The organism is Bradyrhizobium sp. 1, from assembly GCF_023073315.1.
GTDB lineage: Bacteria > Pseudomonadota > Alphaproteobacteria > Rhizobiales > Xanthobacteraceae > Bradyrhizobium.
Window position 1 is genome coordinate 116,342 of sequence record NZ_JADPJH010000028.1, and the last position, 15,218, is coordinate 131,559.

The 15,218-nt window shown below is 64.1% G+C and carries 9 protein-coding genes; 3 read left to right on the forward strand and 6 right to left on the reverse strand.

Annotated features, from left to right (window positions below; translation table 11 throughout):
- Positions 1–14: 14 nt before the first annotated feature.
- The 6 genes from IVB29_RS22920 to IVB29_RS22945 form a co-directional block, all read right to left on the reverse strand.
- Positions 15–989 (reverse strand): tripartite tricarboxylate transporter substrate-binding protein, encoded by a 975-nt coding sequence (locus IVB29_RS22920; protein ID WP_247505667.1) that lies wholly within the window; start codon positions 987–989, stop codon positions 15–17.
- Between the two features lie 220 nt (positions 990–1,209).
- Positions 1,210–5,127, reverse strand: a complete 3,918-nt coding sequence (locus IVB29_RS22925; RefSeq protein ID WP_247505668.1) for a VCBS domain-containing protein — start codon at positions 5,125–5,127, stop codon at positions 1,210–1,212.
- Positions 5,128–5,709: 582 nt separating this feature from the next.
- Positions 5,710–6,507, reverse strand: coding sequence for an enoyl-CoA hydratase/isomerase family protein (locus IVB29_RS22930; RefSeq protein ID WP_247505669.1), 798 nt, complete (start codon positions 6,505–6,507; stop codon positions 5,710–5,712).
- A gap of 27 nt (positions 6,508–6,534) precedes the next feature.
- Positions 6,535–7,734 carry an aminotransferase class V-fold PLP-dependent enzyme gene (locus tag IVB29_RS22935; RefSeq protein ID WP_247505670.1) on the reverse strand — a complete coding sequence of 400 codons (1,200 nt, stop codon included), beginning with the start codon at positions 7,732–7,734 and terminating at the stop codon, positions 6,535–6,537.
- Between the two features lie 124 nt (positions 7,735–7,858).
- Positions 7,859–9,142: an MFS transporter gene (locus IVB29_RS22940; protein WP_247505671.1), complete on the reverse strand. Its 1,284-nt coding sequence runs from the start codon at positions 9,140–9,142 to the stop codon at positions 7,859–7,861.
- A 55-nt stretch (positions 9,143–9,197) separates the two neighbouring features.
- On the reverse strand, positions 9,198–10,400 hold the full coding sequence (locus tag IVB29_RS22945) for an alanine--glyoxylate aminotransferase family protein (RefSeq protein ID WP_247505672.1): 1,203 nt from the start codon (positions 10,398–10,400) through the stop codon (positions 9,198–9,200).
- Positions 10,401–10,533: 133 nt separating this feature from the next.
- Between IVB29_RS22945 and IVB29_RS22950 the strand changes: the two genes are divergently transcribed.
- The 3 genes from IVB29_RS22950 to IVB29_RS22960 all read left to right on the forward strand — a co-directional run bounded on the left by IVB29_RS22950 (position 10,534) and on the right by IVB29_RS22960 (position 14,774).
- On the forward strand, positions 10,534–11,271 hold the full coding sequence (locus tag IVB29_RS22950) for a GntR family transcriptional regulator (RefSeq protein WP_247505673.1): 738 nt from the start codon (positions 10,534–10,536) through the stop codon (positions 11,269–11,271).
- A 103-nt stretch (positions 11,272–11,374) separates the two neighbouring features.
- Positions 11,375–14,353, forward strand: a complete 2,979-nt coding sequence (locus tag IVB29_RS22955; protein WP_247505674.1) for an FAD-binding and (Fe-S)-binding domain-containing protein — start codon at positions 11,375–11,377, stop codon at positions 14,351–14,353.
- Complete coding sequence (locus tag IVB29_RS22960; protein WP_247505675.1) at positions 14,346–14,774, forward strand: heme-binding protein; 429 nt, start codon at positions 14,346–14,348, stop codon at positions 14,772–14,774. Before IVB29_RS22955 ends, IVB29_RS22960 begins: the two co-directional genes overlap by 8 nt.
- Positions 14,775–15,218 lie beyond the last annotated feature (444 nt).

The following is a 15,218-nucleotide window of genomic DNA, read 5'->3' on the forward strand; positions in this document are numbered from 1 at the left end:
AGTGAAGGAAGACGCTACTTCGCGACGAATCCGGCTTCCGTCATGAGCGACTTGTTGGTGGCATCGTCCTCCTCGAGGAATTGCACCATGTCCTTGCCGGTGAGGAAGATCGGCTTCAATGCCTGTTTCTCCATGTAGTCCTTGTATTCCGTGGTCTGCGTCACCTTGTGGAACAGCTCGACATAGAACGCCTGCTGCTCCGGCGTGACCTTGCCGGGCAGGAACATCGCGCGCAGCATCAAGTACTGGACGTCGACGCCCTCCTCCTTGCAGGTCGGGATGTCGGCCCAGGATTGCGTGTCCGTCACCTTGCTGGTGTAGGAGATGCGCTCCTTGTCGAACACGCAGAGCGGACGCACCTGGCCGGCGCGCCAGACTTCGAGATTTTCGCTAGGGTTGTTGACGTTGGATTCGGTGTGGTTGCCGACGAGCTGGGTCGCGGCCTCGCCGCCCGACTTATAGGGCAGATAGGAGAACTTTGCGCCGGTCTTCTGCTCGAGGAACACGGTCAGCACGTGGTCTTCGCGCTTGGAGCCGGTGCCGCCCATCTTGAACGGCGAGCCCGACGCCTTCGCGGCCTCGACGAACTCCTTCACCGTCTTCGGACCCGCGCTGTTGTCCCACAGCACGAACTGGTCGAGCGCGATCACCGAGACCGGGGTGAGCTCACGCCAGTTGAACGGGATCTTCGCCGACAACGGCAGCATGTAGATCAGCGAATAGGCGATCAGCACCTTGTTCGGGTCGCCTTCGCTGGACTTCATGTACATCAGCGCTTCCGCGCCCGACGCGCCGCTCTTGAGCGAGACGACGATCGGCTGCTTCATCAGATTGTTCTTCTGGATCGCGGCCTGCATCATCCGCGCCATCTGGTCGGAGGCGCCGCCCGCACCCGCCGCCACCACGATCTCGACGGGTTTTGTCGGCTCCCAGCCGGCAAAGGCCGGCGTGCCGCAAAGCGCGGCTGCCAGCGTCATTGCGGCCTTCATTCCATGTCTCACGCGCATCTTCCCTATGTTCTTGTTTGGATTGGCAATTCGCGATGTCGAGCGGACTGCATTGTGCGGGCGATCGCCGGTCAGTTCAAGCCGGCCCGGCGCCGCACCGCTTATGACTTTGGAATAAGATCGATTGCAAGCACGGCCGCCCCGCAAAAAAGCGCGGGCCCCTTGCGGAGCCCGCGCCACTCGCAAGCAGGTGCCCGTCGCCTTACACGAGCAGGATGTCGTGCGGGTTGATCAGCGCACCGGCCTGGACGACCACGATCGCGACCGCCGAGCCTTGCGTGCCATCCGCGCTGAAATAGAGCGTCTGGTTGCCCGTATCGAAGTGGAATTCGGCTCCGCCGGAGAAATTATTGTCGGCCGAGGTCTCGAATGTCGACGTCACGTCCATTCCGCTCGTCAGGCCACCGCCAAAACTGCTTGCCGAGATGGCAATGCGGTCGTGTTCGGTGGTGTTGTTGAAGTCCGTGATCTGGCCCGGGGCGGTCGGCGGCTGAAGGAATGCGAACACATCGTTGCCGCTGCCGCCGGTCATGACATGGCCGGAAGCGGTCCCGATCAGGACGTCGTTGCCGCCACCGCCGTTCAGAGCCTCGGTCCCATTGGTGGCGACGATGACGTCGTCGCCGCTGGTCCCGGTCAGTACAGAGGCGCTGACGGCGTTGTTGATGACGGTCGCGGTCGCGGTATTGGACGAATTCGTCATCCCGTCGGAAGCCGTGTAGTTGAACGAGCCGCCGGCCGTTGCGTCGTCGGTGAAGAACGCAAAACCGAAAGCTGCGCCGGCGCTGCCGCCGGAGCTCGACGTGACGGCCCCGAGCGAGTGGCCGTCCGTGGTGTCGGGATCGGTGTCGTTCAGTGCCAAGGCCCAGGCGGCAATGGCAACCGAGCCGCCGGCTCCCGCATCCGTCACCACGGTCTCGCTCACCGCGGTCGGCGCATCGTTGGTGCCGTTGAGGGTAACGGTGACATCCTGAAGGACGGTGCCGCCGTGGCCATCGTCGATCGTAACGAAATAATCCTGGGCCAAGGTCTGGCCCTGCGCCAGGAACTGGATATCGGCATTGTTCACCGTGAAGTGCCAGCCCACCGAGCCGGTGCCGCCGGACTCGCTGACCGGATCGAGCGAGAACGCGCCGACGTAGCCGCTGCCCGCCGCCGCGAAGCTTGCGGTATGGATGTCGCCGGTCTCTGCGTCAGAGAACGCGATCGACCCCGCGGTGGCCTCGGTCGCAGGCCCCGTCGCCGGGCTGACATTCACGGAATCGAGGATCATGCCGTCGGTGTCGTCGGCATAGGCGAATTGCAACGTCGTGGTCGACAGCAGGGAATCACCGGGAACCTCGAACGCATAGTGGTTGACGCCGGGTGCGACGTTCCCCAGCGACAGCAGAGTCACACCGTCCCAGGTCACCGAGAACGGCGTATTGACGCCCTCGGGATCGCCGATGATGTCGAAGCTGATGAAATAGTGCTGGCCCGGCGTGGTCGAAATCTGCTGGGACAGCGTCTCGACGCTGCTGGTCGGCGCAAGCTGGGCCGAGTAGTGGCCGAAGCCGCCGCCGAGCTCGTATTGCACGGCATGAATGTGCGAGCCGCTGACGCTCCAGCCCGTGAGGTCGCCGGTTTCGAAATCGCCATTGACGATGACGGCGGTACCGGCGTCCTCGGTGACCGATCCGCTGGCACTGGCGGCGGTGATGGCAGGAAAATCGTTGACGCCGGCGACGTTGATGGTCAGCGTCGTGGTCGCCTGGTTGCCCTGGCCGTCATCGACCGTGAAGTTGAAGACGTCGCTGACATGATCGCCCGCCTGGAGCGGATCGACCGACGGGTTGGCGAAGTAGGCGTAATTGCCATCCGCCGTCAGCAACAGCGAGCCGTAGGTCCCCGCGACCTGCGTGCCGACATTGGCGGCGCTGCCGTTCACCTCGACGATGCTGCGCGGTGTCGACAGGTCGACGGGATGGCTGACATCGGCGATCGCGCCATTGGCGATCAGCGCGCCGGTATCGCTGAACACGGTGTCGGACGCATCCACCGTAACAGGCGTGACCAGCAGCGGATCCGACGCGCCGTTGATAGTCACCGTCACAGTCTGGGTCGACGACGTCGTCCCATCGGCGACGATGACGTCATATTGGACGGTCAGCGTCTCGCCCGGGCTGAGGAAGTCGAGGTCGCCGTCCTTGATGGCGAAGCTCCAGTCGATGCTGCCGACGCCTGTTCCGTTCGAATCGTGCAAGGCGGTGGTGAGCGCATTCTGGAGGTCAGTCAGCGTCTCCGACGGCACGAAGCTCGGATTGGCCGACCACACCGCCGAATCCAGCACCACGCTGACGGAGTGAACGTCCGACAGATCGACGTCGTTGAAGCTCAGCGTTCCCGTCGGCACCGGGCTCGTCGTATCGATCGCGCTCGAGGCGGTGACGCCCGGCTGCTCGGACAGCGAAGCGGATCCCGGTCCGCTCGTGATGACAGGCGCATCGTTGGCGCCGGTGATGACGACTGAGACGGTCTGCGTCGAGCTGGTTGAGCCATCGGCGATCTTGATGTTGTAGTTCACCGTCAGTGTTTCGTTGGCCGCAAGATAATCGAGGTCCTTGTCCGGAATCGCAAAATTCCAGTCGATGCTGCCGGTACCGGTGCCCGTCGAATCATGCAACGCGGTGGTCAGCGCCGCCGCGAGATCGGCCTGCGTCGCCGCCGGCGGTGTCGGCCCGGAGCTCGAATCCAGCGTGACCGTCACCGTATGGGTGTCGTTGGTGTCCTGGTCGGTGAAAGCGAGCGTGCCGGCGGGTATCGTCGGCGTCGTGTCGGGCGCTGACGAGCCCGTGGTGGCGTCCTGCTCGACCACCGTGGAGGATTCAGCCCCGCTCGTGATCACGACCGGGTGGTTGACGCCGAGGATGGTGATGGTGACGTCCTGGGTGGTGGAGCCGCCGTGACCGTCGTCGACCGCGACGTGATAGACGAGCTTGAGCGTCTCGCCGCCATTGAGGAAATTCGCCGAGGAATTGGGGAACGCGAAATTCCAGTCGACCTCGCCGATCACATGGCCGGTCGAATCCTGGAGCGCGGTGCCGAACGCGGCCAGCAATTGCGCGTTGGTCAGCGGTATCGCGCCGCCGCCCGAACGGGTCGCGGTCACCGTCGTCGAGACGGTATGCGCATCAGCGAGATCGATGTCGGCGAAGAGCAGGCTGTCATGCGCGGTGAGATTGCCGGTCGGGCTGACATTGTGATCCTCGACGAGCGCGGCCGATTCCGGGCACGACAAGTATACCGGTTTGTCGTTGGTGCCGACCACGGTCACCTTGACCGTCTGCGTCGAGATCCCGCCCGCGTGATCGTCGAGCTGCACGGTGTAGGTGATGTCGAGATGCTGGCCCGCCGAAAGATAGTCGAAGGCGAGATCGGGCGCGGAGAAGGTGGTGTTGATGGTGCCGGTCGCGGACCCGGACGTCTTGACGACATTGTCGACGTGGTAGAACGCCATCAGTTCGGCGTCGCCGAGCGAACCCGGCAGCAGACCTGCGGTGGCGCCGGAGGCGGAGACGCCGATCACGGTCGCGGTGTGCCCGGTATTGGCGAGGTCGTCGTCGGTGAAGTTGAGCGCGACATGAACCGTGTCGGGCGAGAGCGACAGCGTCTGGTTGGTCTGCTCGGTGACGGTCGCCACCGTCGCCATGTTGATGACAGGCTTGTCGTCGGTGCCGGTGACCGTGATATTGACGGTCTGGATCGCGAAGCCGCCGTGATTGTCGGAGACCTTGACGTCATAGGTCAGTGTCAGCGTCTGGTTCTTGGCGAGAAAATCGAAATCCTGGTCCTGGTCGCTAAAACTCCATTTGAGCTGGCCGGTGCCGTTTGAATCGCTGAGGATCTGCGACTGCATCGCGGCCTGGAAATGCGCAAGCGAGGCCGCCGGGACAACCGTTCCGCCAGAAACCACCGCGGAATGCAGCGTCGCGGTCGTCGTATGGGTGTCTGTCTTGTCGCTGTCCTTGAAGCTCATCGTTCCCGACAACGTGTGCAGCGACGTTGAATCGTTGAGGTTGGCGAATTCGGTGAAGCTGCCCGTGGCGGAAGACGAGGTGAAAACCGGCGTATGATTGGTCATGGAAAAATCCCTGCCTGCGTTGCCATGAAGGCGCCGCCGCATGGGGCGCGGCGACGTGACTAATCGGTCTGAGAAATCAGACGAGACTCAACGGTCGTGAATCAGAGGCCTTGGCTTAAGGGTCTTGGTTTAGGAGCTTGGGCTTATTCGCGAGGCCGTGCCTGGCGTTGGGATGTCAGCAATGAAATTCTGGCGCGTCTCGCGTCGTCGAAAACTAGTTCGCTATTTCTACAGTTCAATTTCAGTTCAATGACGTCCGGTTGCAGCACGGTCTTACAGAACGCTTCATGCAATTCACGTCACTCAATTCGACTGGAGTTGAAATCACCCGGCCGGTCCACTGTCTCAAAAAAGAGACGGTGGGATGCAACCTCCACGATCTTATGCCCGAGCTCGTCGCGCCGTCAACGTGAACGCGCTGACGCGCACGTGCGCAATCGCGGTTCCAAACGGCGGAACCGGTTGAAACCGTTGTGACAATTGGAGCTGTGCTGAACGGCTGACGAATATCGTCAGCAATTGCCTTGGCTTTTCGCGTCGCGCAACTGGCGCGAAAAGCCTGCGGTGTGGGCCAAGGGCGCGCTACTTGCCCTTCCAGACCGGCGTGCGCTTGTTGAGGAAGGCGTCCATGCCCTCGCGAAAATCTTCGCTCATATAAGCCTTGAGGATCAGGTCCTCGCCTTCTTCGCGCGACAGCGTGCGGCGGATGCGGCGTACCGCCTCCTTGGTCGCCTCCAGCGTGAGCGGCGCGTGGCTCGCGACGAGCTTTGCAGTTTCGTCCGCACGGCGCTGGAGCGTCTCGACGTCGGGCACGATTTCAGTGAGCAGGCCGAGCGACAGCGCTTCCTGCGCCTCGACGAGGCGCGCCTTGAAGATCATATCCTTGGTGTGGGCCGGACCGACCAGCGAGACGACGCGGCTGATGTTCGACATCGACAGGCAGTTGCCGAGCGTGCGCGCGATCGGAAAGCCGATGCGCGTCGTCTCGGTGCCGATGCGAAGATCGCAGCAGGCGGCGATGCCGGCGCCGCCGCCGGTGCAGGCGCCCGCGATCGCTGCGATCACGGGTACGCGGCACTGTTCGAGCGTGCCGAGCACGCGGTCGATGCGGGCCTCATAGTCGAGCGCATCCTGCGCGGTTTTGAACGCACGGAACTGCGAAATGTCGGTGCCCGAGGCAAACGCCTTGTCGCCGGCACCCGTGAGGATCAGCGCCTTGATCGAGCGATCGGCGTTGATCTCCTGGCAGATCTCCGCCATGCGGTCATACATGGCAAAGGTCATGGCGTTGCGCGCCTGGGGGCGGTTGAAGGTGATCCGCGCGATGCCGTCCGTGACGGAGTAGAGCAGGTCTTCGTTAGCAGTCGTCGGTGCGTTCATCGCGCGCTCACTTCACTGTTGTTTGTCTTAAGCCACCTGGGCTTTGGCCATCGGCACCACGTCGCGTCCCTTCAGGACGTCCATGGCTGCCAACACGCCGCCGCTCCGGTGCGGAATCTTTGCAAGATCCAGGCCCATCTCGACGCCGGCGAGCGTACCCATCAGCATCAGATCGTTGAAATGGCCGATATGGCCGATGCGGAACACCTTGCCCTTGACCTTGTTCAGGCCGGTGCCGAGCGACATGTCGAAATTTTCCAGCACCACCTTGCGGAAGGCGTCGGCGTCGTGACCATCAGGCACACGCACGCCGGTTAGCGCCGGCGAATGCGCGGCAGGATCGGCGCATTGGGTCTCGAGACCCCAGACCTTGACCGCGGCACGCGTCGCCGCGCTGTGGCGCTTGTGGCGGGTCCAGACGTTCTCCAGTCCCTCCTCTTCCAGCATCTTGACCGCTTCGCGCAGGCCATAGAGCAGATTGGTCGCGGGCGTGTAGGGGAAGGTGCCGAGCTTGTTGAAGGCGATGACTTCCTGCCAGTCCCAGTAGGAGCGCATGCCCGGATTGGTCTTCGCAACAGCGAGCGCCTTTTCCGAGACGGCGTTGAAGCTGAGGCCCGGCGGCAGCATCAGGCCCTTCTGGGAGCCGGCGACCGAGACGTCGATGCCCCAGGCATCGTGCTCATATTCCATCGAGCCGAGGCCGGAGATGGTGTCGACCATCAACAGCGCCGGATGCTTGACGCGGTCGAGCAGCTTGCGCACGTCGAGCGGCGACGTCACGCAGCCGGTCGAGGTCTCGTTGTGCACGACGCAGACCGCCTTGATCGTGTGCTGCTTGTCCGCCGCGAGCCGCTTCTCCATCTCGGCGAGGTCCGCGCCATGGCGCCAGTCGCTCGGGATGAAGTCCACGTCGAGCTTGAACTTCTCGGCGATGCCGCGCCACAGCACGGCGAACTGGCCGGTCTCGCACATCAGCACCTTGTCGCCGGACGCGAGCACGTTGACCATCGCCGCTTCCCAGGCGCCGGTGCCGGACGACGGGAAGATGATCACGGGCTGTTTGGTGCGGAACACCCGCTGCATGCCGGCGAGGACGGCGAAACCGAGCTCGGCGAACTCCGGACCGCGATGGTCCAGCGTCGGCATGTCCATCGCCCGCAGCACCCGGTCAGGCACGTTGGTCGGTCCTGGAATCTGGAGAAAATGCCTTCCAGTATGCACGGTCATCGGCGTCCTTCCCGGTCTTGCCTTATTTTGATGGCCGCCGAATAGCACCATTTGACCGGCTTGTCCCCTCTCCTTAAGGCGCCTCCCCTGCATAACCGGCGGGCCTCCGTACCCGGGCCGCCCCCTACTCCGCGGCCACCACCTTTCCGGACGGCAGGCGCTCTTCGGCCTCCGTGAACGGGCGCTCCGGATGCATCAGGAAGGCGGAAAGGCCGCCGAGCAACAACAGGCCCATCGACATCAGGAACGGCAGGTACCAGTTGCCGGTCGCATCGATCACGAAGCCGGCAACGAGCGGGGAGACGATCGCGGCAAAGGCCGAGCCGGTGTTCATGAGTCCCGACGCGGTGCCGGAGTATTTCGGGGCGATGTCCATCGGGATCGACCACATCGGGCCGATCACGAGCTCGGCGCAGAAGAAGCCGGCCGACAGGCACAGCGCGACGATCGTGATGTCGTGGACGAACAGGATCGGGAACAGCGACAGCAGTGCCCCCGCAAATCCCGCAACGGTGACGCTGAGCCGCGCCAGGCGGACATTGCCCGTGCGATCGAGAATCTTGTCCGAGAGCATGCCGCCCACGCTGTCGCCGACCACGCCGGCGAAGAAGACGCCGGAGGCGAATAGCGCCGAGTTCTTGATGTCGAGACTGTAGTTGTTCTTGAAGAACAGCGGCAGCCAGTTCAGGTACAGCCACAGGCACCAGCCGTAGCAGAAATAGGTCAGCGTCACCGGCCACATCCGCCCGAGCAGCGGGCCCCACGGCACGCTCGGCCGCTCGCCGGTCGGACGCGGCGGCAGTGCGGCAAGCTCGGCTTTGGTGATGGAGGCGTGCTCCTTCGGCTCGTTGCGGAAGTACCAGACCCAGATCACGCCCCAGACAAGGCTCACGAATCCGAGCACGACGAACGACCCGCGCCAGGTCAGCCAGACGATCAGGAGCGCGACCACCGGCGGCGTCACGGCATTGCCGAGCCGGGCGAAAGAATGCGTGAGGCCTTGCGCAAAGCCGCGGCGGTTGGCCGGCGTCCAATACTGCATCGCGCGCGTTGCGGTCGGGAACGTCGCGCCTTCGCCGAAGCCGAGCGCGAAGCGTGCGGCGAACAGCGCGAAGAGACTGTTGACGAATCCGGTCGAGATGGTCGCCACCGCCCAGATCATGCCGCACCAGAACAGCGTCTTGCGCGGTCCGAAACGATCGCCGACCCAGCCGCCGATCACCTGGAACAAGAGATAGGGATAGGCGAAGGCGGAGAAGACGAAGCCAAGCTGGGTGTTCGAGAGACCGAGCTCCTTCTGGATCTCGCCCGCCGCAGTGCCGATGTTCACCCGGTCGACATAGGTGATGAAATACATCGCGCAGAGCATCGCCAGCACGACATGCGTGGCCTTGAACCGAATCTTCATCTCCACCCCTCCCTGATTGCTTCTTATGATTGTCAGCCCGCGTGTCCCGCGCGTGTTAGGTGCCGACCACCTTCAGATGCGGCGACGCATTGCCCTGCGGCCGCTGCTCCAACAGCTTCATCGCGACATCGACGCCGCCGGAGCGGTGCGGCACACCCGCGACCGACAGGCCCATCTCCACGCCGGTGAGCGCGCCGAGCAACGTCAGCGCATTGCATTCGCCGAGATGGCCGATGCGGAAGACTTTTCCGGCGACCTTCGAGAGCCCGGAGCCGAGCGACATGTTGTAATTATCGAGCACGATCTTGCGGAACGCGTCCGCATCATGCTCCGGCGGCATCAGCACCGCGGTGAGCACCGGCGAGAATTCGGCCGGCTCCTGGCAGAGCACTTCGAGGCCCCAATGATTGACGGCGGCGCGGGTTGCGGCAGCCAGCCGCTGATGGCGCGCGAACACGTTGTCGAGCCCCTCTTCGAGCAGCATCGCGATCGCCTCGCGCAGGCCGTAGAGCAGGTTGGTCGCCGGCGTGTAGGGGAAGAAGCCGTTGGCGTTGGGCTTGAGCATCTCCTCCCAGTCGAAATAAGAGCGCGGCATCTTGTTGGCCTTCGATGCGGCGAGCGCCTTCTGCGAGATCGCGTTGAAGCCGAGGCCGGGCGGCAACATAAAACCCTTCTGCGAGCAGCTGACGCTGACGTCGACCTTCCATTCGTCGTGGCGGTAGTCGACCGAGCCGAGCGAGGAGATGGTGTCGACCATCAAGAGCGCAGGATGGCCGATGCGGTCGATCGCGGCGCGGATCTCGGCGATGCGGCTGGTCGCGCCGGTCGAGGTTTCGTTGTGCACGACCATCACGGCCTTGATCGCGTGCGCCTTGTCGTCAGTGAGCTTTGCTTCGATCAATGCGGGGTCCGCGCCGCGGCGCCAGTCGCCGGGAACGAAATCGACCTCGATACCGAACCGCCCCGCCATCTGCCGCCACAGCGTGGCGAAATGACCGGTCTCGACCATCAGCACCCGGTCACCCGGCGAGAGCGTGTTGACGATCGCGGCCTCCCAGGCCCCGGTCCCCGACGAGGGGAAGATGATGACCGGCCCCTTGGTCTGGAAAATCGCCTGGCTGCCTTCGAGCACGGTTCGGCCCAGCGCGCCGAATTCCGCGCTCCGGTGGTCGATGACAGGCATGTCCATGGCGCGCAGGACGCGCTCGGGGACCGGGCTTGGGCCCGGAATCTGAAGGAAATGGCGTCCCTGATGCATGAAAACCTCCCTGTCGGCGGGTTCTGGCCGGCTTGATCATCCATTTTGCATTCATTTTTTGTCATTTCAATCGAAATTTGGTATTCGATTGTGGACATCGACGCGACCGAACGGGCAAACTATTGTGCTGCAAATGAAATCCACAATTCCCGACAATGGGGTTCCGATCACCCCACCCACCGCCAATGGCGGCGACCGCGAGGCGGCTTCGCTTCACGGCGAGATCCTGCTGCGGCTGCGCGACTACGTGGTCGAAGGCAACATTCCCGACGGCGCGCGCGTTCCCGAGCGGCAGCTTTGCGAGCTGTTCGGCATCTCCCGCACCCCGCTGCGCGAAGCCCTGAAAGTGCTCGCCGCCGAAGGGCTGATCGAACTCCTGCCGAACCGCGGCGCGCGGGTGCGCCAGCTCAGCCAGCGCGACCTGGAAGAACTGTTCGACGTGATGGCGGGACTGGAAAGCCTCGCCGGACGCCTCGCCTGCGAGGCCATTACGGATAAAGAGGTCATCGCGATCGAGCAGCTGCATTACGAGATGTACGGCCACTATCTGCATCGCGACATGCACGGTTATTTCCAGACCAACCAGCGCATCCATGAGAGCATCGTCGCAGCCGCGCGCAACGAGACGCTGAAGACGGCCTACGCTAATTTCGCAGGGAGAATCCGCCGCGTCCGCTACTCCGCCAATTTCGCCCGCAAGCGACAGCGCTGGGCGGAGGCGATGCGCGAGCACGAGGCCATCCTCGACGCACTGCGCCGCCGCGCCGCCAGCGAGCTCAGCGACATCCTGTTCCAGCATTTGCGCAACAAGCGGACGGCCGCGATCGAGCACCTGACCGAGCCCCAAGAGGACGCGCCGGCGGCGCCCTAGCGGGGGCCTGCTTGCTCATTTTGAATTCATAATATAATCGACAAGAAACAGGAATGAATAATCTAGCCGAGCCAAGCTTGGCTGGATCAGTCCGGGACCAGGGATGACAAACGCCTCCTCGCTCGAACGGCGCCTGCGCGCGGAAACGACCGGCGACGTCCTGTTCGATCGCTTCAGCCGCGGCCGCTACGCCACCGACGCCTCGTTCTACCAGATCATGCCATCAGGCGTGGTCGTGCCCAGGACCATGGACGAGGCCTTGCGGGCACTGGCGATCGCCCGCGACGAGGGACTGAAAGTCACCCCGCGCGGCGGCGGCACCTCGCAATGCGGCCAGACCGTCAATGACGGGCTCGTGGTCGATCTCTCAAAACACCTGAACCGGATCCTGTCGCTCGATGTCGAGGGCCGCACCTGCGTGGTCGAGCCCGGCATCGTGCTCGACGATCTCAACCGCCAGCTCAAAAAGCACGGCCTGTGGTTTCCGGTCGACGTCTCCACGGCCTCGCGCGCCACCATCGGTGGCATGGCCGGCAACAATTCCTGCGGCGGCCGCTCGCTTCGCTACGGCACCATGCGCGACAACACGCTGTCGATGGAGGCCTCGCTGGCCGACGGCACACTGGGCCGCTTCGGCGAGGTGTCGCGCGACCTCTCCGGTCTCGATGCGAACGACAGCGCGCGCGCCCTGTTCCGCGACATGCTCGATCTCGGAGCCCGCGAGGCTGACGAAATCACCGCGCGCTTCCCAAAGGTGCAGCGCCGCGTCGGCGGCTACAATCTCGATGCACTGACCCCGCGCAATGCGCGCAACAACATGGCGCACCTTCTGGTCGGCTCCGAAGGCACCCTCGCCTTCACCACCAAGGTCGAGCTGAAGCTCTGGCCCGTGATCCGCAACAAGGCGCTCGGAATCTGCCATTTCGGCAGTTTTTACGAGGCGATGGATGCCGCCCAGCACCTGGTCAAGCTGAAGCCGATCGCGGTCGAGCTGGTCGACCGCACCATGCTCGCGCTCGGCCGCGATATCGCGATGTTCAAGCCGATCATCAACGCCGCGATCAAGGGCGATCCGGACGCCGTGCTGGTGGTCGAGTTCGCGGAGGAAGACCAGGCCGACAATCTCGCACGCCTGAAGCAACTCGGCGAACTGATGGGCGATCTCGGCTTCGGCTGGAATAACGACACGCGCAAATGGGGCGGCGTGGTGGAAATCACCGAGCCGGCGCTTCAAGCCGGCATCGCCGATTTCCGCGCCGCCGGCCTCAACGTCATGATGTCGATGAAGCAGGAGGGCAAGCCGGTCTCCTTCGTCGAGGACTGCGCCGTGCCGCTGCCGCATCTCGCCGACTACACAGCACGGCTAAGCGAGGTATTTGCCAAGCATGGCACCAGCGGCACGATGTATGCCCACGCCTCCGAGGGCTGCCTGCATGTGCGCCCGGTGCTGAATTTGAAGCTGGAAAAGGACGTCAAGGCGATGCGCGCCATCGCGGAAGAAGCCTTCGAGCTGGTGCGCGAATACAAGGGCTCGCATTCCGGCGAGCATGGCGACGGCCTGGTGCGCTCCGAATTCCACGAAACCATGTTCGGCGAGCGTCTCGTCGCGGACTTTAAGGAAGTGAAGCAGCGCTTCGATCCCGATGGCACCCTCAATCCCGGCAAGATCGTCGATGCGCCCAAAATGGACGATCGCTCGCTGTTCCGTTTCAAGCCGGACTATCGCGTTGGCGAACTGAAGACGAAGCTCGACTGGTCCGCCTATCCCGGCGCCGGCGGTGGTTTTCAGGGCGCGGTCGAGATGTGCAACAACAACGGCGCCTGCCGCAAGATCGAGGGGGGCGTGATGTGCCCGTCCTACCGTGCGACGCGCAATGAGAAAGATGTCACCCGCGGCCGGGCCAACACGCTGCGGCTCGCGATCTCCGGCCAGCTCGGCGCGGGCGCGCTGTCGTCCGACGAGATGATGGAAACGCTAAAACTTTGCGTCTCCTGCAAAGCCTGCCGCCATGAATGCCCGACCGGCGTCGACATGGCCAAGATGAAGATCGAGGTGCTGGCCGCGCGCGTAGCGTCTCACGGCCTGACGCTACGCGATCGCCTGGTCGGCTATCTCCCGCGCTATGCAAGCCTCGCGTCGCGCTTTGCGCCGCTGGCGAATTTGCGCAACCACAGCCCGCTGCTGCGAAAAATGTTCGAGCGCTTTGCCGGCATCAGTGCCCGTCGCGCCCTGCCCGCCTTCCGCAGCGACGTGTTCGTGCCGCCCGCCGACAGCGTCGGGCCGGAAACCGGCCGCGAGGTCGTTCTGTTCGCCGACACGTTCAATCGCATCTATGAGCGCGAGAACCTCGAGGCCGCGCTACGCGTGCTTGCGGCTGGCGGCTATCGGGTGCATCTGCCAAACCCTGCGAGCGGCAGCCGCCCGCTCTGTTGCGGTCGCACGTTCCTGTCCGCCGGACTCATCGACGAAGCCAGATCCGAGCTCGACCGTCTCGTAGCCGCTTTCGCCCCCTTTGCCGCGCGCGGCGTGCCGATCGTCGGCCTCGAGCCAAGCTGCCTGCTGACGCTCCGCGACGAGCTCGCGTCGCTGCGCAAGGATAACGATGCCAAGGCCGTCGGCGCGCATGCCCTCACCTTCGAGGAATTTCTGGTGCGCGAGGCGGAAGCCGGCCGGCTGCAACTGCCGCTAGGTGCTGTCGCCGACAAGGCCGTGGTCCACGGCCATTGCCATCAAAAATCGTTCGGCGCCTTCAAGCCGGTCGAGCAGGTGCTGCGCCTCGTGCCTGGCCTCAAGGTCGAGACGATCGAATCGAGCTGCTGCGGCATGGCCGGCGCGTTCGGCTATGGCGCCGACACCTACGATGCCTCGATCGAGATGGCCGAGCTGTCGCTGCTGCCCGCCGTGCGGCGCGCGGACCAGAACACGCTGGTCGTCGCCGACGGCACCTCCTGCCGGCACCAGATCCACGACGGCGCGCAGCGCGAAGCGCTTCATGTCGCGCGCGTGCTGGCGATGAGCCTCGATCGCGCCGGTGCAAATTCCACAACCAACCCCGCTGTAAAGGAAACCAGCCATGGCTGAACTCTCGCTCGACACCGCCCGCAAGATTCTCGACGCCGCCTTTGCGAAGGCCGGCGAACTCAAGCTAAAGCCGCTGGTCGTTACCATCCTGGACCCGCGCGGCGTGCTCAAGATCGCCGCAGCGCAGGACGGTACCAGCCTGATGCGCGCCGACATCGCCCACGGCAAGGCCTATGGCGCGCTCGCCATGGGCATGGGCTCGCGCGCGTTGTACCAGCGCGCGCAGGAGCAGGCCTATTTCATCGACGCCGTGAACACCATTGCCAAGGGCGCGCTGGTGCCCGTCCCCGGCGGCGTGCTGATCATGGACGGCACGACGCTGCTCGGCGCAGTGGGCGTGTCCGGCGACACGTCGGACAATGACGAAGCTTGCGCGGTCGCGGGCATTCAGGCAGCCGGACTGAAGGCCAACGCGGGGTAGCTCGTCGTTCCGGGCTCGCGCCAAGCGGCGGGTCCCGGAATGACGGCAGAAGCACGCGGACAGCCACAAGCCCTTGCGTTGCCCGACGGGCAAAACACGCCATCCCTGGGTCGATACCGGTCGGCAAAAATATTCGCCTTTACGGAATTTCGGAATAGGCGGATATTGCGCGCACTCCGGCCCAAGGAAGAGGGGCGTATCGCGATCGTCACGAACGCGGGCCGGACGGCGGTGGACGTCAGTCACATCGGCGCGAAGGGCTTTCGCAGGGCGGGAAACCGTGAGCGAGGGCGTCGCGCACACGACCGGTGTGATCGGCGTATGGCAAAATCGTGTGGTCCTGGCGCCCGGGGTCTGTGCGCCAAGTGTTGCGGTGATGGGTGTGGTCCAACCGGGCCCGCGCATCAGTCATCCGCAAGGCGACGGGGGCAATAGTGCATCGCT